Source organism: Bacillus sp. HY001, from assembly GCF_007558965.1.
In the GTDB taxonomy this organism is placed as follows: Bacteria; Bacillota; Bacilli; order Bacillales; family Bacillaceae_G; genus Bacillus_A; species Bacillus_A mobilis.
Window position 1 is genome coordinate 62,602 of the sequence record NZ_VLTE01000015.1, and the last position, 20,799, is coordinate 83,400.

Consider the following 20,799-nt stretch of genomic DNA (forward strand, 5'->3'; position numbering starts at 1 on the left):
TGATTCAGTTTTTTTATTTTTGACAAATGAAAAATGCTCTATTTGTACCGTGTATTTGAATGTTCTTAAAACCTACAGATTCCAACGAAGAAATTATTTCTTCATTGGAATAACAAGCTTCCTCAAAAGAAAAGTCACTTCTTGTCCAAGCATTATCTAGATCATGTTTAAATAGTATAAAGTTCATTATTGCTTTTTTATTTTCGTTATCATAGGTAGAGTCAATCGTACATACATATTCTTCCGCTGAAATATGAAATGAAGCAATCCAATTTTCAAGAAAACCTTTCTCCATATTCATATCAAATACGAATGTACCTTCGCTATGTAATACGGAGTAAACATTACGAAAAACATTTTTTAATTCATCTAATTTTAAAATATGGTTTAAGCTATCACCGGTAGAGATAACATAGTGAAATTGTTCATTTATATTGAAATAACGAGCATCATCGACGATAAAGGTTGCGTCTGGCGCGTTTTGACGTGCGTATTCAATCATTTGAACAGAACCATCTATACCAGTTACTACAAAAGTATTATCAATTAATTTCTTAGTAAGGTGACCAGTCCCGCAGCAAAGATCTAAAATATGAGAATGAGGTGGTGCATATTGTAAAACGAGTTTTTCCAAAAGTAGATAGGAGTGTTCAGCGTAATGCCCCCAATGTTTATTATAAATGGATGCGAAAATATCATAATCAGAATAAATTAGTTTTTTAGACATATGTATTCACATCAAGATTCATTACATTATAATAATCATGCTTCGTTTTTATTTCAAAACCACATTGTGTATATAGTTTTAAAGCATTGTTATTTTTCGTTTCGACGTCTAATTCAATTGTTGATATTCCTTCTGAAATAAGGGTATGTACCATATAACTAAGAATATCTTTTCCGTATCCTTTACCTTGATAAGAAGGATGAACGGCGAAGCCTGATAGTGTAGTAGATTGCTCATGCTCAGAAACTGTAATCGTTCCTATCACTTTGTCGTCGATAAGAGCACTGTAAACTTGATGAGAAGGTGAACTCATCATTTTTTGTAACCATGTAGCGGTATTTTCTACTGAATCTCCAAAAGCTTTACTGGAAAGTTCAATAAGATCAAGAAGTGATTCTGAAGATGCAAGAGTAAGCTGTATAGTATGCTTTGTTGTTTTTGGCCCTTCTTTTGTTTTGAACGCCATACTATATTCACTATATAAATAAGGTAACTTCAAACGTTTTGCAAATTCTTTCCCAGAAATAGAATCTCCATTCATAATAAGAAGAGCTTCATTTGCCTCTCTTGTTCGTATTTCTTTCATTGCGGTTTGTAGAAGAGTAGTGCCTATATGTTGTTTCCTATAGTTCGGATGAACAAACCCTAGTAACTCCAGTTTTGTCGGTCTTTCAAAGTCATACATACTTAATACACCAATTAATTGAGTATTATCATAAAATAGGAAATCATATATCTCTTCATTGTTACGAGCAGTTAAAAAGTTTACATGTAAATCTGAAGAGTAATCAATTTGATCGTGTTGCCCACAAATATGAGCTAAATCTTTCATTTGCTGAATTTCGTTCGTAGTTAAAGATTTCTTTCGTTCAATATTCATTTCATAATCCCTCGCATTCATATTTAAAAATAGGATGGATGACTTAGCCACTTTTTTAACTCCACGCTGCCCTGAACAGATAATAATCGGTACAAATATCGATAAGGAGATCTACATTCTGCAAGGTCAGGAATGGGCATGATGGTTTCGTAACCTAGTTTAAAAGCATGAGCCTCTTTTTCAGTAAATATATATTCTAAGCCGATAAAATCAAACTCCCTTGGAGCAACTGCGTAGGCTTCTGTATCTACTAAACCTGTAATAGTAGTACCATCTGATAAAAACTGAGTGGGGTCCATATCAATTAAAACGAGCGTTGATTTCTTTGGTGCTGGTAAGGAAGAAAGCTGAGATTCAAAAGTAGAAAATGAGTTATAGATGTCAGCGTTATCGGAATAGAACTTATTTACAAGATCTTTACTGACTTTTAATATATGAGACTTAAACTCTTCTAGTGGAATGTGGAAAGTACTTGATGGGTTTCCTATAAACTCTGCTTGAAACGAATGAATTTCTGCTAGTCCTTTTCCGAGACTGAATAAAATTGAATCAGGTTGTCCGAGGAAGGATTGCAGTGTACTTCCTGTCAGTTTTTCGACAGTAACATATTCCCGTCCATTTAAAACATGTTTTTGTAAAATAGTCGGGATTGGCAGGGTAGTATGCTTTTTCAACAATGCATGTATATTTTCTAAATGATGTACGTTCCTTGGATCAATTCCAAATAGGTTTTTACACCCCCACCAAAAATCATTATTTGGTTCATCATTCATTTTAGAAGAACGAATGATGACTTCTGCATCTTCTGTTCGGACGAGAAAGACATCGCTTGCATGGTCTTCGTAACCTGGGTGTAAAGCTTGAACAGATAAAATAGGTGAAGTGAATAGCTGTTGTAGCATGAAGTCTCTCCTTTTTCTGTAAATTCTATAAATTAAGTATATAACATGTCGTATGGTAAGAGGTAAAGTTTTTGATTCTACATAAGAATCACCAAAAAGGTGAAAAATGTGTGTATATAAGGCAATTTCTTTGTATTTGCGAAAAAAATTAGTTATGATAATACTAAGAAAATATATAAGTTTTGGGGGTAATGAATGAAAAGGTTATTTGAATACATATTATTAACAATTGGCTCAATTATTGTAGCGGGTTCATTAGAGCTTATTTTAGCACCTAATGGATTAGTAGATGGCGGGGTAACGGCCATTGCTATCATGGCAAATAAAGTTGCTGGATTACCGCTGTACGGGGTGTTTTTAGGACTTAATATTCCTATCCTGCTATTTACCGCAAAAGTAATGGGGAAGAAGTTCTTCATCCGTACATCTTATGCAAATGTAGTTACAACACTCGGGTTAATTTATTTAAAACCATTTCCTGCGATTACAACTTCTGAACTATTAATTGTACTTTATGGTGGAGTATTGTTTGGAATTGGCGTTGGGATCGTTGTTAAAATGGGTGGAGCAATAGACGGATCAGAAATGTTAGCAGTTTGGATGAACAAACACTTTAAAGTACCGATTAGTACATTTTTACTTGCGGTAAATGCAGTTATTTTCACATTTGTAGCGATTTTATTTTCAATCGAACAAGCGATGTTCTCATTAGCAATTTTCTATATTGTTACGAAGATGATTGATTTCATATTAGATGGTATAAATCAAGGAAAGAGCGTTATGATTATTTCTGGTAAAAATAAAGAAATAGGCGATCTACTTATGAAAGAATTGCAATTATCTGTTACGTATCTACATGGAGAAGGTGGTTTTTTAGGAGAAGAAAAGAGAATCATTTATTGTATTACAAACCGTTTCATTTATCCGAAAATGAAAGATCTCGTTCTCTCTGTAGATCCAACTGCTATCATTGAAGCTTCCTATTCAACAGAAACAACTGGTGTTAAGCGTCCGGGAAGGACTGCGAGATCAGAAAAATAGTGTATGGAAATAGCTCCACGTAAGTATAACTTGCGCGGAGCTATTCTTGTGTAGAGAACCAGGCCTTTTTCAGTAATTGGACAACGGTTTCGATACGATTCTCTGGAATACTGCCAAAACCGAGTAATACATACGATTCCTCTCTTTTATTATGAACAGAATCGTATGTGGAGAGAGGGTATAACTTAATACGTTCTTTTGCGGCCGCATAAATAAGTTCTTGTTCATTCATCCCGTTATGAACGTGAAGTACGATATGCAGTCCGGATTGTTCACCAAGTACATGAACGCTATTACCCATTTCGTTTGTAATAGATTTAATTAAAGAAGTATGTTTTCTTTTATATAACGTGCGACTTCGGTTAATATGACGTTCCCAATCACCATTTTGAATAAAGGTAGCAAAGGTAAGTTGTTGCAGCGTAGAAACCGTTTGTTTAAACATACCACCAAGTTCTTGATAAGCTCCTAATAGATGAGGGGGTAAAACGATATATCCCATTCGTAAAGAAGGTAAAAAAGATTTTGAGAAAGTTCCCATATAAATAACGCGTTCATTTGAATCTAGCCCTTGTAAAGAAGGAATAGGTTTTCCTATATAGCGGAATTCCCCGTCGTAATCATCTTCAATAATATAGCCCTTACAATCATTCGCCCATTTTAATAACTCGAGTCTTCTAGATAACGGCATAATGATTCCAAGTGGAAATTGGTGAGATGGAGTGACATACGCTACATTGGAACCCGATTCACGCAAAGCGGAAATATGAATCCCTTTATCATCTAAAGGGATAGGGTGAATGGGAAGGCCAGAACTTTGAATCATAGCAGGGATACGGTGAAATCCAGGATTTTCGATTCCGTATTCTTTTTTTTGACCAAGCAGTTGAAGTAGTAGCCAAAGAAGAGGCTGCGTACCTGCTCCGATAATAATTTGATCAGGTGAAGAATGTACCCCGCGAGCATGATATAAATACTTTGAAATATGTTCTCGTAGAACGAGCTCACCTTGTGAATCTTCTTTAGCAAATAATTCATTTTCATACTGAAATAAAGTTTCTTGTATTGCTCTTTTCCAGTTTGTTATCGGAAAAGCTTTTTGATCAATAAGTCCTTGACTACAATCATAATCATACTGTTTGCTTTCTGTATTGTTAGCACTGTTTGATGCAATTTGCTGTTTCTTTTGAATGACATCGATATCAACTTCTGCAACAAAAATCCCGCGTTTCGGTTTGCTTTCTACATACCCTTCAGCTAGTAATTGTTGATAAGCAGATTCAACTGTAATACGGCTCACATTAAGTTGCATAGCTAAATTTCTGTGAGAAGGAAGGCGTGTACCGGCACATAGTGATCCACGAGAGATTTCTCGTTTCAAATATTCGTAAATCTGTATATAAATGGGTGTTTTACTTTGCGATTGTAATGGGATAGTAAGATCCATTCGTTGACGCTCCTCTTTATACTGGCCTTATAAAAAAGAATAGAACTGTCACTTAAGTTAAGGGCAGTTGTTTTCTATAATGATGATATAACATTTAGAAAATTTTATAAATAGTAAGGAGAGGTTCATAATGAATATTAGAGCGGTAGTAACAGAGGCAGACTTACATGATGTATTCCCAGTATTACAGCAATTACGAACGAAGCTTTCAAGAGAAGAAGCGAGTTCTTTATTTCAAAAAATGAAAGAAGAAAACTATAAACTATTTTCGCTACGTAATGAAGAGGGTGAAGTTGTGAGTCTAGCCGGTGTAGCAATTTGTACGAATTTTTATAATGAGAAACATGTTTTCGTATATGACCTTGTAACCGCGGAAGCTCACAGATCAAAAGGATATGGTAAAGTTCTGCTGTCCTATGTAGAAAAATGGGGGAAAGAAAAAGGGTGCAGTTCTATCGTTCTAACATCCGCGTTTCCAAGAATGGATGCACATCGTTTTTACGAAAGAGAGGGCTATGATAAGGTAAGTTATTCTTTTTATAAAGAGTTATAATACTAAGTAGGTTCCGTGTGCGAAAATATATGGAGCCTATTTTCTTTTTCAGATTTGAGCTAGGAACAGGTTTAGTAATATAATTTGTCGAATATTAGAAATTAACAAGGGAATATTGAATTTAGAGAATGTTAGGAGCGTTTATACTTGGAAAAAATAAAGAAATTGTCTATACCAAATGATGTAAGAGTCATCATTATTTCTGATATTCATGGAGAATTAGATCTTTTTAAGGAACTACTACATAAAGTTAATTTTCAAGATGAGGATTATTTAATTATTAATGGCGATCTTTGTGAGAAAGGAAGAGACAGCATCGGCGTTGTAAACTATGTGATGGATCTTGTAGTTAGTAAGCCAAACGTGTATGTAATTGAAGGTAATTGTGAAGTTGTAGTAGAAGCGCTTGTAAATGAAAACCCTGCGCTAATACATTATTTATGTACGCGAAAGAATACAATTTTTAATGAGTGGCTAGGTCAATTGAACGTTTCCATTAATGAAGAAAGTGATATTTGTGACCTGAAAAACATATTGATGGGCCATTTTTCAAAAGAAATAAAATGGCTAACAGAATTGCCAACTGCTATTGAAACAGAAGATTATATCTTTGTACATGCGGGTCTTGAAGATAGAGAGGATTGGAAAGAAACGGAACGGAAAAATGCGATAGCAATGCCGGAGTTTTATAATAAATCACATAGAGTAAATAAGTACGTAGTTGTCGGTCATTGGCCTGTTGTAAACTATTCTGATGAAGCACCATCTAATAATCCAGTTATTGATGAGGAGAAAAAGATTATTGCGATTGACGGTGGAAATGCGATTAAAGAAGCAGGACAATTAAACGCATTTATCATTCAGAGGACAAGAGCAGGCGATACGTTTTCTTATACATATGTAGACTATTTTCCAGAGTATGAAGTGATAGCAGATTTTAATGCAAACTCAGAAATGCAGGGCGGGGTGACATATCCGTATTATTACATAGAGCCTATGGAGAAGATGAAAGATTATACGGTATGTAAGCAAAGAGAAACGAATAAATTACTCTCTGTGAAAAATGAATATATTAGGCAACTTGATTCAGGTGAATACACAGTGAAAACTGATATTTCTTGTGCACAAATAAGCGTAAGAAAAGGGGACATTGTTTCTCTCATTGATAACAGATGTTCAGGATATGATTTAATTAAAAGAGATGGAGTAGAAGGCTGGATAGAGAAAGGTATTTTAGTTGAGATAGAAAAGATGAAATAGGAGGTATGGAGCCTTCTATTTTTTATTATCTTTTTATAATCGATATCTGTTTTGATTTTTCTGAAAAAATATTATAATTATATATGAAATAAAGAGAGATGTAGGAGGAAATTATGCAAAACGTAATAGTAAAAGGGGATAAAGTTACAATTCGTACAATTGAAGAATTAGATATAAAGACATTATGGAATCTTGTATTTAAAGAAGAAAATCCAGAATGGAAAAAATGGGATGCGCCATATTTCCCGTTCTCAATGCAAGAATACCCGCCTTATAAAGAGAGGATGCAAACGCGTTTAAAAGAAGAACCTCTATCCAATTTAATTATAGAACATAACGGTCAAATTATAGGGACAGTCGGGTTTTATTGGGAATATAAACCGACGCGTTGGTTGGAGATGGGGCTTGTTATTTATAATCCAAATTACTGGAATGGTGGCTACGGTACAGAAACGTTAACGTTATATCGAGATTTACTATTTGAAAAGATGGAAATTGGTAGGGTAGGAATCACGACTTGGTCTGGTAATGAACGAATGATGAAAGTAGCGGAGAAAATAGGAATGACTTTAGAAGGTAGAATGCGCAAATGCCGTTATTATAACGGAACATACTATGATTCTATTCGAATGGGAATGATTCGTGAAGAATGGGAAGCGCTACATGTAACGAAGGGGTGAGGAAGTATGTACGCTATTATTGCTACATTTGATCGTGTGTTTACTAATAAAATAATAGAATTGCAAAATGAAATAACAAATATCATTGGCACGAATCAATTAGCCGGAGTAGAACCTCATATTACATTAGCTGACTACAATGAGTTAGATGTTCATTTATACACGGAGAAATTAGAGGGATTTGTAGCTGTTCAAGAGAATATGGCTGGGGTAACTTTTCCTTCTGTAGGAATTTTTCCTACTAACGGAACGATCTTTTTAGCACCGACCATTACAGATGAATTGTTAAAACTTCATCATTCTTATCATGATAAATTTAAAACTTTTCATGATAATTTAAATTCATATTATGTACCAGGAAAATGGGTTCCGCATTGTACAATTGCAAATAAGTTACATGTAAATCATTTTTTAAGTGTAATGGAACATATATATGAAAAATTTGATTATGCAACAGCATCAATTGAGAAATTAAAATTAATTAAAGTAAATTATGAAAATGGTTCTGCCATTTCTTCTAGTATATTAGCAGAATATAATTTTAAGAGAATGGAGACATCGAGATGACATATGTAATTAGAGAAATGAAGCAAGAAGACATTCACGCTGTACAATCAGTAGCGAAAATAGCTTGGCATGATACGTACGAAGGTATTATTCCGAGAAAGATTCAAGACAGTTTCTTAGACGAGGCTTATTCTGATGAAAAAATGAAATATCGTCTTGAAAATACACATTTATTCGTTGCGGAAGAAGAGGGAGAAGTAATTGGCTTTGCGAATTTTTCACCTGTTAGATTGCAAAACGAAGCAGAATTAGGTGCGATTTATTTGTTACCAGATCAGCAAGGGAAAGGGATCGGAAGTGCCTTATTACAAAAAGGGTTAACGGCATTAAAAGGAATTCGGAAATTATATATTCATGTAGAAGCAGCGAATGAAAAAGGAAAACGTTTTTATGAAGCGAAAGGTTTTGCGCAATTAGAGGAATTTGAAGAAGATTTTGAAGGACATATGATGCAGACAGTAAGGATGGTTTTATACGTATAAGGAGGACTAGAAATGAAGATATTTGATTTTAGTAAAAAAGTAGGAAAACACATATCAGCATTTCAATCTGATTTTATAATGTCGAAAATATTAAACCATAAAGGAATTGTACATATCGGTGCTATGCATTTACAAGAGAATAGAATAATTGGATATCATGAAGCTGTTGTATCGCAACTGCTTCTTATTGTGGACGGAGAAGGATATGTATGCGGAGCAGATAAAGAAAAAGTGAAGGTGGAAGCGGGACAAGCTGTGTTTTGGGAGAAGGGCGAATTTCATGAAACGAGTACGGAAAAGGGATTGATGGCAATGGTAATTGAGTCGGAGGAACTTGAACGAGCAATATTAATGCCTATTAAAGAGGAGAGTTGTGAAAAATGATAGAAAAGGCAAATCGGGAAGAAACGGAAGAAATAATACAATATGCAGCTCAATCGCTTTTTGAAGGCACGAGGGGGAATTGTCAGTTAAGTAAAGAGAAAGCTATTGAAATTACAAAGCCAATAGTGGAGAAGGGAGCATATTATTTAGTTGTTAAAGAAAAAAACAATGTAATGGGATGGATATTAATAGGGGAAAATAAGGACTATTTTTCTCATGAAAAACTAGGGTTTATATACGAATTGTATGTTTTTCCAGAGTACCGTGGGAAAGGGTTGTCAAGAAAGTTAATGAGGACTGGTATTAAGGAATTACAAAAGAATTATTCAGAAATTCGTTTGAATGTATTTGCTGGAAATTTTGCGAAAGAGATGTACAAAGAGTTTGGTTTTGTTGAAAGACAGGTAATTATGACTTTGAAGTGAGAAAAATATTGTGAGTGGGAGAAGAGAAAGAGAATATGTTGCGCATTTCCAAATGGTGTATCCAGCATAACAAATAGAATCAACTTACATAAATGAAATAGGACAAAATAATGATTGAGTGAACACTTTATTGCTGGATTTAAAAATAGAAAAGTTCTTAAAGATACTTAAAATAAAAGGTTTTCTTTAAATGTATAGTCGATTTACAGCGTATGTCTAAAAAAACACTAAATTTGTATTGTATAATATAATGTTATTATAGTAAAAGAGAAATTTTGGAAAAATATCATTTTTTTATTTAGAAATTTTTAAATTATTGATATAATCAATTTGTAGAATTGATTTTTGGTTAATTTTACTATTTTTAAATTTTAAGGGGGATTTATTCATGGCAGGACAAATTCGCATGTCACCAGAGGAGCTTAAATCGAAAGCGACTCGATATGGACAAGGTGCAAATCAAATTGAGGACATTTTACGTCAACTACAAAACTTACAAAATGAATTAAGAGGAGAATGGGAAGGTCGTGCTTTCGAAGGTTTTGATCAACAGTTCAATCAATTAAAGCCAAAAGTACAAAACTTCGCACAGCTATTACAAGAAATTAATATGCAGCTTAATAAAACTGCAGAAGCTGTTGCGAGACATGACGAAGATCTTTCTCGTAATTTCGGTCTACAATAAGACAGATAAAAAGAACTATATAATTTAGCCATGCAACCATACGTTGTATGGCTAAATTACTTTAAAATTAGAGTAAGATACGAAGTCTTTAACTTAAAAGACTCGCAGTCGCAGGAGTGATAAGTAGTGAAAAAGTTCAAGTGGAGCATCTTGTTGTTTATTATTTTAGCTCTTGTGTTATCAACAGGGGTCTCCTATTTAGCGTTAAATCAAAATGTTAAGAAAGCAAATGAAAATACTACGAAAAAAATGACAGTTGCATTGGTAAATGAAGATCAAGGCACTGTATTTGAAGGTAATAAAATAGCGTTTGGAGATCAATTTGTTAAAAATGTAAATAAAAATACGAAACAAGAATGGTACGTAGTAAGTCGTGGTGTAGCAGAAAGTGGTTTGAAAAATAATAATTACAATATGATGATTGTAATACCTAACGATTTTTCTAGAAAGGCTGTTGCAATTGATTCAGAACTTCCAGAGAAATTAACATTAAATTACAAAGTAAATGCAACTGGGAATAAAGATTTGAAAGCCGAGGCAGAAAATACAGCTTCTGCTATTTTAGAAGATTTTAATAAGCAAATCATTGACGTTTATTTTGCAAGTGTTATCGGTAAGTTGCAAGGTGCACAAGATAATATAGGTAAAATAATTGAAAAAGGCACCAATCAAACGACTATGTATAAAAAAGATGTACATAGCCCGTTGGCAAATTATACAAACCAATTTAAAACAGTACAAGATTACACTGGTATTTCTGTTAATAGTTTTAAAGGATTCCAAGATGTTTTAAAAGGATTTGGACAAGCATTAGATGAAGGGAATAAATCTAATAATACGTATTTAGAAGGATTTAATAACTTTCAAAAAATACAAACGGATAATAATCTGTTAGCGAATAATTTTACAAATCAATTTAATCAGTATATGAGTGATATGAATTCAGGCGATGTTTTAAAGCAGTTAAGCGCATTAGAATCTGCGAATAAAATTATCGCAAATCAGTTTACGCTTTCAGAGAAAGATCCTAATATTTTAGCTGATGCTTCAACAATTCAAAAGTATTTAACAGATGTAAAAAAACAAGTGTCAGAATATGATACAGAACTTGCAGGGAAGTTAGAAAGTGACATTCAATCGACGATCCTTAAACGATTACAAAAGTCTATTTCAAATGATGGACAACATGAAGTAGTTATAAATTCGTTAATGAAACAACCAGATATTCGAATCAAGAAACAAATTGAAGATTTAATTAAGAAGTTGCCTAGTTTAAACATGGAAGAAATCGTACAAAGTGATTTGCCTGATGTAACGAAATTACAATTGAAAAACGTAATCCAATTTACGAATAAATATAATAAAGAAAATAATTTATATTATGACCCTGAAAATAATATATCTTTAGGGAATTCAATAAAAGAAGTAAAAGAAAGTTTGTCTAAAGACGGGATTACATTCAGTGATACAGCAAAAGTAATTAAAACAGATTCTTCACAAATTATGAACATAAATATTCCTAGTGGTTTTGAGTTATATGGAAGTAAAGATGCGTTACTAATTGATGGTGTGGACCGTACAAGTGAATTTCTACAAAACGGTGCAGTTGCAATAGCTGCGCGCAATGAAGGAGATTTAAAAATTAGCCTTCATGTGAAGCTAATAGATCCAAACTTCAAAATAGATGTTTTTTCTCCTGTAACGTGGGAATGGAAATTGTATGGGGAAGATACTAGTTCTGGAAAAGAAGAACCAAATAAAGAGAATAAAGGAACAAAAACAGATAACCGCAAGGTAGAAAATGTAGTTAATAAAACGCAGTATGGAATAATGCCGCTAGTAAACACTGTTAAAAAGCCTATCATTCAAAAGGCAGAACAGAATAATAATGATGTCAGTGTAACTCCAGATCCAGGAGGAAAGCCTGATCCAGGAGGAAATCCAGATCCAGGAGGAAATCCAGATCCAGGAGGAAATCCAGATCCAGGAGGAAATCCAGATCCAGGAGGAAATCCAGATCCAGGAGGAGAGCCTGATCCAGGAGGGAATCCAGATCCAGGAGGAAAGCCTGATCCAGGAGGAAATCCAGATCCAGGAGGAAATCCAGATCCAGGAGGAGAGCCTGATCCAGGAGGGAATCCAGATCCAGGAGGGAATCCAGATCCAGGAGGAAATCCAGATCCAGGGGGGAATCCAGATCCAGGAGGAAAGCCTGATCCAGGAGGAAATCCAGATCCAGGAGAAAAACCAGACACCGGAACAGATAACGGTGGGAATTCAGAAGTTATCGGACGTACAAATAATCATATTGTACATCAAAAAACTGAGAAGTTAACAAATAATACATCTAATGTATTAATTAAAGAAGCAGTCGAGACTGTTCAAAGTTATCAAGGTTTAATGAGTCTTTATCAAGTGTATTATGGGATTGATTTAAGAACGAATGATGTGGGGTCTAAGCTTGAAGAGGGAAGTTTAGATGCGATTGCTACGGATCATTCATTGTACTATATGTTAAATAAGCAAAGTGTAATAGATTTAATTTCAAATCTTGTTTCAGCTAGTATTACGAGTGAAGTAAAGCAAGATATGACAGGTTTAAAACAAAAAATGGACTCTTACCAGCAGCTCATTACTAGTGCAGATCAAAATTCAATGCTATTAGCAGAGAAATTAAATGAAACGATGCAGCAAGCAACTAGTATGAATCAAAATTTAGGAGAGTATTTAAAAGGTTTAGCGAAATGGCGTGAGAGTAGCTTAAAGTTAGTGGAAGAGCAACAAGTATTAACGACTAATAATGCAGGTGAACAAACAGCTGTACTATCGTTAGACTCTGGTATTAAATCTTTAACGATGCAAACTCAGTCATTAGTAGAAAGTTCGAAGCATAGTTTAACGACATCAGATGATGTGTATAAAACATTTGACCAAATTAATGGACAAGCAAAAGAAATTCAAGAAAGCGGAACGACAATTGTTTCGAAAGCAGATTCTTTATTAAATGATTTTACGAAGAAAATGGAAGACGATAAAGCATTCTCGAAAAACTTCACGAAAATTTTAGCGAATAGTCGTATTGGAGATCGTCAAAATGAGATGCTATATGAGTTTTTATCTAGTCCAGTTCAGAAACAAAATGATGGGGTAATTGTAGCTGGTAATGCTTTTACACCATACTTAATCGTATTAACTTGTTTCATTGTTGCGTTATTTACAGCATATGCAATTGCGAATCAAGAAAAGAAACGAACGCAATCAGATCATTTTGAAGAGAGATTCTCTTTAATTGATATGAATGTACCAACTACAGTAGTAGCATTTGGAATATCGATTGTGGAAGGAATCAGTATAGGAGTCATTTCAGGCCGTCTTTTAAAGTTCGGTCAGGATCAAAGTTTACTATGGATTGCGTTTATCACAATCATTATGATGGCGTTCGTATTAGTTTCAACATACTTACTACGACAAATAAAAATGGTAGGGATGTTTATCTTATTAGTATTTTTAAGTATGTATCTATTTTTAACTGAAGCAGTTGGAAGTAAAGTAGATCAAATGTCTTCTGTAGGTAAATTGCGTCAATTTTCACCGCTTCAATATATAGAAGGTTTTCTAAATGATTTTATTAGCGGTAAAGATACAGGAAAAGTTATTTTTATCGTATTGTTTGTAATTGCCATTATAGGATTAGTTAGTAATCTATTTGTATGGCACAAGAAATGGGAGGAAAAAGAAGTAAATGATCAAACAATGGAGCATAGTGGTTAAGTTATCATTTATTTGTTTCCTTTTACTGTTTGTCGCGCTACCGATTAGGAGCGCGGCGGACAGTTATCTTGGTGATGATGGAAAGATTCAGTTTAAAGTAGACCGCTTTGAAGATAAAGACCAAGAAAAAAATAAAAAGGAACATAAGGAAACAGAATTAGATAAAGCATCAATTGAGTTATTTAATAAAGATATAGAAGAAGAAATTCAAAAAAAGAAAAAGAAAGAACAAAAAGAGATGGAATCCTTAAGAGATTCTCTTTTTATAAAACAAAAAGAAAATAATCGTGTTAAAGATACGAAAAATAGTTTGTTTAGCATTGACTACGTTGTAAGAAAAAGCGCTGATGAAGTAGCAAGTAATCAAACAATGAATGAAAAGCCAATCAGCACAACAATAATTATATTGTTAGGCGGTAGCGTTTTACTTATTTGTATAGGCATTTATATGGTTCTTCGAAAAAGTTGGAGGTAAAGTAATGGCAATACAAACGCATATTAATGTAACGGTAGATTTTAGTAAATGGAATGGAAATACATATGATTTGCGTATTCCGAATCATCAATCTATTAAATATTTATTGAAAAATTTATTAGATACGCTAAAGATCGATAATCATGAAGGTTCACATTTTGTAATGAAGGTGAAAAATAAGTCAATTGTTTTAACAGATAATGATCGTTTAATTGATCACCAAATAACAGACGGAGATATTTTACAAGTTTTATAAAGAATATTTCTTACTTGTAGTTTTTTGAAAATAAGTTATTACTGGTTATAAAGAAAAGGAGAAGAGGATAAACATGACGGAAAAAACAATTCAAATTGATGGAATGAACTATCAATTTCACATAGAAAAAGAAAATTGGAAATTGGAGATGACCAAATCTCAAACGCGTATAAAAGACTTCCGTCAATTCGATATAATTACGGGCGCATCATCTGACTTTGTACCATTAACGATAGAAGAAACGGATGATATGTTTACGTTTCTATTTCAAGTGGACAAAAAATTATATAAGTGGGACGACCTTAGCCGTTTTGGAAGAAATGAGAAATTGAGACTGCTTCGAAACGTTGCGCAATTTCGTAAATATTTAAATAAACGAATTACGTTCTTTTTACATCCAGGCAATATAGTTTTTAATGCGAATTTAATGCCAAGTATTATACATAGAGGAATTCGAGATATTGTTCCACCAACCCCGTTGTTAGAAGAGCAATTTTTAACGCAATACAAGTGTCTAATTATTGCTTTATTCTCCGAAAAGCACAATTTTGATGATTTATATGCTGGGTTACTAAAAGATGCAAAAGAAACAACATTTGAACAGACAGTTGCTCAAATGGAAAGCTTAGATGCATTACTGCAATTTCTTGATGACAGCTTTGAGAAGGAACAAACAAAAACAGAAAAAAATATGCAGTTAGTACCTAAAAAGAGCTATAAATCGTTTAAATACTTAGCTTTTTCCTTCATAGCGGCGACAGTTATTTTAGCTGCTCCTTTAATATATTTCACTTTTATAAAATTTCCTTATCAAAATAAATTGTTAGAAGCAAATGCGAGTTTCATAGCAACTGATTATGACAAAGTAATTACGCAATTAAATGAAGAGGAATTTGAATCATTACCGATTGCATCTAAATATGAGTTAGCATTTGCATACATTACAGCTGAAAAACTAGGTGAAGACCAAAAGAAATCAATTATGAAAAATATTAGTTTGAAAAGTGATGAAAAGTATTTGTTGTATTGGATGTATAACGGAAAAGGTAATTTTGATCAATCATTAGATTTAGCTAAAACTCTTGATGATCCTCAGCTTATTATGTACGGCCTTGTTAAACAAATTGAATCGCTGAAAAATAATCCGGATTTATCAGGCGAAGAGCGTGATCAAAAGTTAAAAACATATGAACAACAATTAGATGAATACCAAAAGAAATATGGCAAATCATCAAACGATAAAGACTCGTCGAACACAGAGAAAAAAGAGTAAGCAAGCATTTGATGAGACAGTTGAAAAGGAGCAGTGAACACGGATGGAGCAACTATTAGTATTGACTTATGGAGACAAAATATATAAGTGCACATTACATCCAAATGAGCAATCAATAGTGTCGATTGGAAAAGAGTGGACAAATGATATTACGAATCCAAGTTTAGAACAAGAAGTAGAGTTAAAGTGGAATAATGAAGTAAATGCTTGGATGGTACAAAATCAATTAATAGAGTTCAATAAGGAATTTGAGATTGAAAAAACTAAAGATGCGAGCTTGAAAATCTTTATATCTATTATTGGTACAACTCAAGTGTTTGATATCGGAACGAAACATTCTCTTACATTGAGTCAAAACAGTTATGATGATATTTCTATTACTGGGACAAATGTAGATTTAATGCTATCTCGTGAAACGTTGTACGATTCTTTTAAAGTGAACGTATATGACGGAGATGTATTTCATAATTATACGAAGATAAAAGATAGCGTTATGTTAGAAGCTGGAGACGTATTATATTTTGATGGTGTTTTAGTAGAAATAGGCAGTGAAGATATTCAAGTATTGTCTTCAGAAGAGAACCTTAAATCTACGTTACCTATTTTAGTAGAATCAGAAACAAATTATCAAAGTGGTTATCCAGACTATCATCGTTCACCACGTATTATTTACCGTGAACCAGAAGAGAAAATGACAATTGCAAAACCTTCAAGTATGCCGTCAAAACCGACTGAGCATTTGGCAAGAATCATTGCACCATCTCTTGTCATGATTGTCGTAACAGTATTACTTGCTATCTTTATGAAATATGGAATGTTTATTATTGCATCGATTGCGATGACATTAGTAACGATTATTGTTTCTGTCACATCTTATATAAAAAATTTAAAGCAATATAAAATTGACATAGTTGAACGTGATAAAAGTTATAGAGAGTATATAAAACAAAAAACGAAAGACTTACATGCAGAAAGTGAAAAACAGCGTCATGCATTACAATATCATAATCCAAATGTTGAAGTGATACGTAATATGGCTGTGCAAGTAAATCCACGTATTTATGAAAAAACAATGCTACATCATGATTTCTTAACATTTAGCGTTGGGACAGGACAAGCTAATACGAGTTTTGAAATCCAATTTAATGAAGAAGAATTTAGTCAAACGAAAGATGAATTAATTGATATAGCACGTGAACTAAGACAGCGTTATCTTACTTTGGAAGATGTACCCGTTGTAACAGATTTGATTAATGGACCGGTTGGCTATATTGGACAACGCTCTTTAGTGTTAGAACAATTACAATTATTAGTTGTACAAACCGCGTTATTCCATAGTTATTATGACTTGCAGTTTATTACTATTTTTCCTGAAGAAGAAAAAGAAAAATGGGATTGGATGCGCTGGTTACCTCATGGAAGTGTTCGCGATATAAATGTACGTGGATTTGTGTATCATGATCGTAGCCGTGATCAAGTGTTAAATAGTTTGTATCAAATATTGAAAGAACGAAAATTAAAACTAGATGAAAAAAGTTCAACGAATGAAAAAATGTACTTTGCACCGCACTACGTCGTTCTCATTACAGATGAAAAACTAATACTAGACCATGTTGTTATGGAATTCTTTAATGATGATCCGAGTCAATTAGGTGTATCACTTGTATTTGTACAAGATGTTATGCAAAGTTTACCGGAGCATGTGAAAACGGTAATTGATATAAGAGATGCAAAACAAGGGAACATCATCTTAGAACAAGGAGAGCTTGTTAACCGTCAATTTAAACTCAATCACGTACCGAAAAGGTTCAATTTAGAAGATGTTTCACGAGCATTAGCACCGTTAAATCATTTGCAAAACTTAAAAAATAGTATTCCAGAAAGCGTAACATTTTTAGAAATGTACGGCGTTGAAAAAGTAAAAGAACTGAATATCACAAGTCGTTGGGAGAAAAATGCAGCGCATAAATCTTTAGCTGTACCACTTGGATTACGTGGTAAAGAAGATATCGTAAACTTAAACTTACACGAAAAAGCACACGGACCACACGGATTAATAGCAGGTACAACAGGTTCAGGTAAATCGGAAATTATACAATCGTATATTTTATCTCTAGCAGTCAATTTCCATCCTTACGAAGTAGCCTTTCTACTAATTGACTATAAAGGCGGCGGTATGGCGAATTTATTCAAAAACTTACCGCATTTATTAGGGACAATTACGAACTTAGATGGAGCACAAAGTATGAGGGCACTCGCATCAATTAAAGCTGAATTACAAAAAAGACAACGATTATTTGGGGAAAATGATGTAAACCATATTAATCAGTATCAAAAACTGTATAAAGAAGGTTTAGTAAGTGAACCGATGCCACATCTATTTTTAATTAGTGATGAATTCGCGGAACTGAAGTCAGAACAACCAGAATTTATGAAAGAGTTAGTTTCAACAGCACGTATCGGTCGTTCACTCGGAATCCATTTAATATTAGCTACGCAAAAACCGAGTGGTGTTGTAGATGATCAAATTTGGAGTAACTCGAAATTCAAACTAGCATTAAAAGTTCAAAATACGTCAGATAGTAATGAAATTTTAAAAACGCCAGATGCTGCTGAAATTACATTACCAGGACGTGCTTACTTACAAGTTGGGAATAATGAAATTTATGAACTATTCCAATCAGCTTGGAGCGGAGCAGACTATGTAGAAAACAAAGAGGATAAAGAACATTTAGACGCAACAATCTATGCAATAAATGATCTAGGACAATATGAAATATTAAGTGAAGACTTAAGTGGACTTGGTAGCAGTAAAGAAGTAATAAGTGTACCATCTGAACTGGATGCTGTTATTGACTACATTCACGATTACGCAGAAGTAAATGAAATTGAAGCGTTAGCTAGACCATGGTTACCACCGCTTCCAGAAAGCGTATATTTACAAGACTTACACGCTATTCAGTTCAAAGAAGCATGGACGAAAGAAAAGAAACCATTAAAAGCAACAGTTGGTCTACTAGATCAGCCTGAATTACAATCACAAACACCATTAACACTAGATATTAGTAAAGACGGGCACGTAGCGGTCTTCTCAAGTCCAGGCTACGGAAAATCAACATTCTTACAATCAGTCATTATGGATGTAGCTCGTCAGCATAGTCCGGAGCATTTGCATGTGTATTTATTAGACTTCGGAACAAATGGCTTAATGCCATTAAAATCTTTACCGCATGTGGCAGACATCATTACATTAGACCAAGTTGAAAAATGCGAGAAATTTCTTCGTCGCATAGAAGACTTATTAAAAGATAGAAAGCAATTGCTAAGTAAATATGGCGTTGCAAGTCTTGAAATGTATGAGAGAGCTAGTAAAGAAGTATTACCAACAATATTAATTACGTTAGATAACTATGATGCTGTTAGAGAAGCTGGATTTGTCGAAGACTTTGAACGCATTATTGCACAAATTGTACGTGAAGGGGCAGCGGTAGGAATTCATTTAATGCTTACGGCTACACGTCAAAATGCATTGAGAGTACAAGTAAATACAAATATTAAACTACAAATTGCTCTATATATGATAGATGAGGCAGAATCTAGAGCGATTGTAGGAAGAACAGAGTTAAAAATTGAAGAATTAGCAGGCCGTGGTTTAGTTAAAATTGACGAACCAACAATCTTCCAAACAGCTTTACCGACAAATGGAGAAGATGTCCTTACTCGAATTGAAAATATACAAGCTGAAGGAAAAGAGATGGATTCCTTCTGGGATGGAGAAAGACCGAAAGCAATCCCTATGGTACCTGAAGTTCTGGAATACAAGGAATTCATTGCATGGCCAGAAACAAGAAAAATTATTGAAGCAGGCAAACTAACATTTGGTGTAGAGACAGAAAACGTTTCGCCTCTTGAATTAGATTTAACGGAAGCGTCTAATATTGTTGTAGGGGGAATCAAGAAAGATGAAGTTGAAAATGTAGTTCATCAATTCCTTCAACAGTTAGCTGACAGTGGACACTTTGACCTAGGTTTAATTGATACAAGAACACGCAATTTCTCAAACTATAGAGAGAGTGCTGCTTTATATGTAGCTGAAAAAACAGGAATTGAGAAAACGATTAAACAAGTTACAAATGCTTATAAATCGAGAGAAGCAGCGTTTAAAGAGGAGCAGGAAGCATCAAGTGAAACAGTGAACCCAGCCGAATTTATTAAGAAATTTAAGCCGATTGTAATCGTAATTGCAGATGTAAATGATATTTTAAGTAATTTAGAAGATAGCGATATATATAGTTTAGCGGAATTAATAACAAATGGTGCATTTATGGGCATCCACTTCGTAATTGGCTGTGATGTTGATTCAATTGACAGTCGATACGATTTAGTTTCAAAAACAATAAAAACGCAATCTCATGTTATTTTACTTAGAAAATCATCAGGCCAAATGGTCTTTGATGTATCTAATAAAGATTTAAGTAGTACCAAATTAAATCCATTTGAAGGGTATTTTGTTGAAAATCGTTTTGCTACTAGAATTAAAGTGCCAACTATTTAAGGGGTGATTTGCATGGGGATAGAGGAATTAAATAGTCAAAAATCGGGTTTATTAAGTAGTATAAGTCATCAACAAGGGCAATTGGCTGAATTACAAATGAAACTACGAAGGCTAATAACTGCTAAGGGGAAATTTGTAAATAATCTTGAAGCAATTAAACAAAATCAAGAGCAGTTTAAGTCTTTAGAAATAAACGAGAGTAGTTGGAAAGGGCAAAGAGCAACTACTTTTAAAGAAACGTATGAACAACAAGTCATTTCTAATTTAGGGAGATTTATTGGAGAACTAGGGAGAGTGCAAGAAGACATCGATCAAGCCATACGACGGCTTGAAAGAGAAATCGCTGCATGTGAGTCTAGTATTCTTTCTCTAAGTAGAAGTGTTTCAATGGTTGACGCTAGTATTCAAGTAGAAGTACAGAAGGCGGGGAAATGAT

At 33.8% G+C, this 20,799-nt stretch carries 19 protein-coding genes; 15 read left to right on the forward strand and 4 right to left on the reverse strand.

Features of this window, described 5'->3' with window-relative positions; all coding sequences use genetic code 11:
• Positions 1–13: 13 nt before the first annotated feature.
• The 3 genes from FOT98_RS09905 to FOT98_RS09915 are packed head-to-tail and all read right to left on the reverse strand — an operon-like array spanning position 14 to position 2,509.
• Positions 14–727 (reverse strand): class I SAM-dependent methyltransferase, encoded by a 714-nt coding sequence (locus FOT98_RS09905; RefSeq protein ID WP_063261359.1) that lies wholly within the window; start codon positions 725–727, stop codon positions 14–16.
• Entirely contained in the window at positions 720–1,607 is an 888-nt protein-coding gene (locus FOT98_RS09910) for a GNAT family N-acetyltransferase (RefSeq protein WP_063261369.1), read from the reverse strand. Before FOT98_RS09910 ends, FOT98_RS09905 begins: the two co-directional genes overlap by 8 nt.
• 23 nt (positions 1,608–1,630) lie before the next feature.
• Positions 1,631–2,509 carry a phosphotransferase gene (locus FOT98_RS09915; protein WP_063261360.1) on the reverse strand — a complete coding sequence of 293 codons (879 nt, stop codon included), beginning with the start codon at positions 2,507–2,509 and terminating at the stop codon, positions 1,631–1,633.
• Positions 2,510–2,704: 195 nt separating this feature from the next.
• Here FOT98_RS09915 and FOT98_RS09920 point away from each other — a divergent pair, with 195 nt between their 5' ends.
• Positions 2,705–3,550 carry a YitT family protein gene (locus tag FOT98_RS09920; RefSeq protein WP_061676411.1) on the forward strand — a complete coding sequence of 282 codons (846 nt, stop codon included), beginning with the start codon at positions 2,705–2,707 and terminating at the stop codon, positions 3,548–3,550.
• Positions 3,551–3,590: 40 nt separating this feature from the next.
• Here the strand turns inward: FOT98_RS09920 and pdxR are convergent, their stop codons facing one another.
• Entirely contained in the window at positions 3,591–4,997 is a 1,407-nt protein-coding gene (gene pdxR / locus FOT98_RS09925) for a MocR-like pyridoxine biosynthesis transcription factor PdxR (protein WP_063261361.1), read from the reverse strand.
• Positions 4,998–5,127: 130 nt separating this feature from the next.
• Between pdxR and FOT98_RS09930 the strand changes: the two genes are divergently transcribed.
• The 14 genes from FOT98_RS09930 (at position 5,128) to FOT98_RS09995 (ending at position 20,798) form a co-directional block, all read left to right on the forward strand.
• Positions 5,128–5,550, forward strand: coding sequence for a GNAT family N-acetyltransferase (locus FOT98_RS09930; protein ID WP_061676409.1), 423 nt, complete (start codon positions 5,128–5,130; stop codon positions 5,548–5,550).
• 147 nt (positions 5,551–5,697) lie between these two features.
• Complete coding sequence (locus tag FOT98_RS09935) at positions 5,698–6,810, forward strand: metallophosphoesterase (protein WP_063261362.1); 1,113 nt, start codon at positions 5,698–5,700, stop codon at positions 6,808–6,810.
• A gap of 113 nt (positions 6,811–6,923) precedes the next feature.
• A complete protein-coding gene (locus FOT98_RS09940; RefSeq protein WP_063261363.1) occupies positions 6,924–7,490 on the forward strand; it encodes a GNAT family N-acetyltransferase in 567 nt (188 codons plus the stop codon).
• A 6-nt stretch (positions 7,491–7,496) separates the two neighbouring features.
• On the forward strand, positions 7,497–8,057 hold the full coding sequence (locus FOT98_RS09945; protein ID WP_063261364.1) for a 2'-5' RNA ligase family protein: 561 nt from the start codon (positions 7,497–7,499) through the stop codon (positions 8,055–8,057).
• Positions 8,054–8,539: a GNAT family N-acetyltransferase gene (locus FOT98_RS09950; RefSeq protein WP_063261365.1), complete on the forward strand. Its 486-nt coding sequence runs from the start codon at positions 8,054–8,056 to the stop codon at positions 8,537–8,539. Before FOT98_RS09945 ends, FOT98_RS09950 begins: the two co-directional genes overlap by 4 nt.
• A gap of 12 nt (positions 8,540–8,551) precedes the next feature.
• Entirely contained in the window at positions 8,552–8,923 is a 372-nt protein-coding gene (locus FOT98_RS09955; protein ID WP_063261366.1) for a cupin domain-containing protein, read from the forward strand.
• On the forward strand, positions 8,920–9,348 hold the full coding sequence (locus FOT98_RS09960) for a GNAT family N-acetyltransferase (RefSeq protein ID WP_063261367.1): 429 nt from the start codon (positions 8,920–8,922) through the stop codon (positions 9,346–9,348). Before FOT98_RS09955 ends, FOT98_RS09960 begins: the two co-directional genes overlap by 4 nt.
• A gap of 388 nt (positions 9,349–9,736) precedes the next feature.
• Positions 9,737–10,033, forward strand: coding sequence for a WXG100 family type VII secretion target (locus tag FOT98_RS09965; protein ID WP_000918601.1), 297 nt, complete (start codon positions 9,737–9,739; stop codon positions 10,031–10,033).
• Between the two features lie 126 nt (positions 10,034–10,159).
• Positions 10,160–13,804, forward strand: a complete 3,645-nt coding sequence (gene esaA / locus FOT98_RS09970; RefSeq protein ID WP_144291055.1) for a type VII secretion protein EsaA — start codon at positions 10,160–10,162, stop codon at positions 13,802–13,804.
• Positions 13,776–14,279, forward strand: a complete 504-nt coding sequence (essA, locus tag FOT98_RS09975) for a type VII secretion protein EssA (protein WP_063261723.1) — start codon at positions 13,776–13,778, stop codon at positions 14,277–14,279. Before esaA ends, essA begins: the two co-directional genes overlap by 29 nt.
• 4 nt (positions 14,280–14,283) lie before the next feature.
• Positions 14,284–14,535 (forward strand): EsaB/YukD family protein, encoded by a 252-nt coding sequence (locus FOT98_RS09980; protein ID WP_001007572.1) that lies wholly within the window; start codon positions 14,284–14,286, stop codon positions 14,533–14,535.
• Between the two features lie 73 nt (positions 14,536–14,608).
• Positions 14,609–15,808, forward strand: coding sequence for a type VII secretion protein EssB (essB, locus tag FOT98_RS09985; RefSeq protein ID WP_063261722.1), 1,200 nt, complete (start codon positions 14,609–14,611; stop codon positions 15,806–15,808).
• 43 nt (positions 15,809–15,851) lie between these two features.
• The gene (gene essC / locus FOT98_RS09990; RefSeq protein WP_063261721.1) at positions 15,852–20,363 is read left to right on the forward strand and encodes a type VII secretion protein EssC; all 4,512 of its coding nucleotides are present in this window, start codon (positions 15,852–15,854) and stop codon (positions 20,361–20,363) included.
• A gap of 12 nt (positions 20,364–20,375) precedes the next feature.
• Positions 20,376–20,798 (forward strand): YwqH-like family protein, encoded by a 423-nt coding sequence (locus tag FOT98_RS09995; RefSeq protein WP_002127046.1) that lies wholly within the window; start codon positions 20,376–20,378, stop codon positions 20,796–20,798.
• Position 20,799 lies beyond the last annotated feature (1 nt).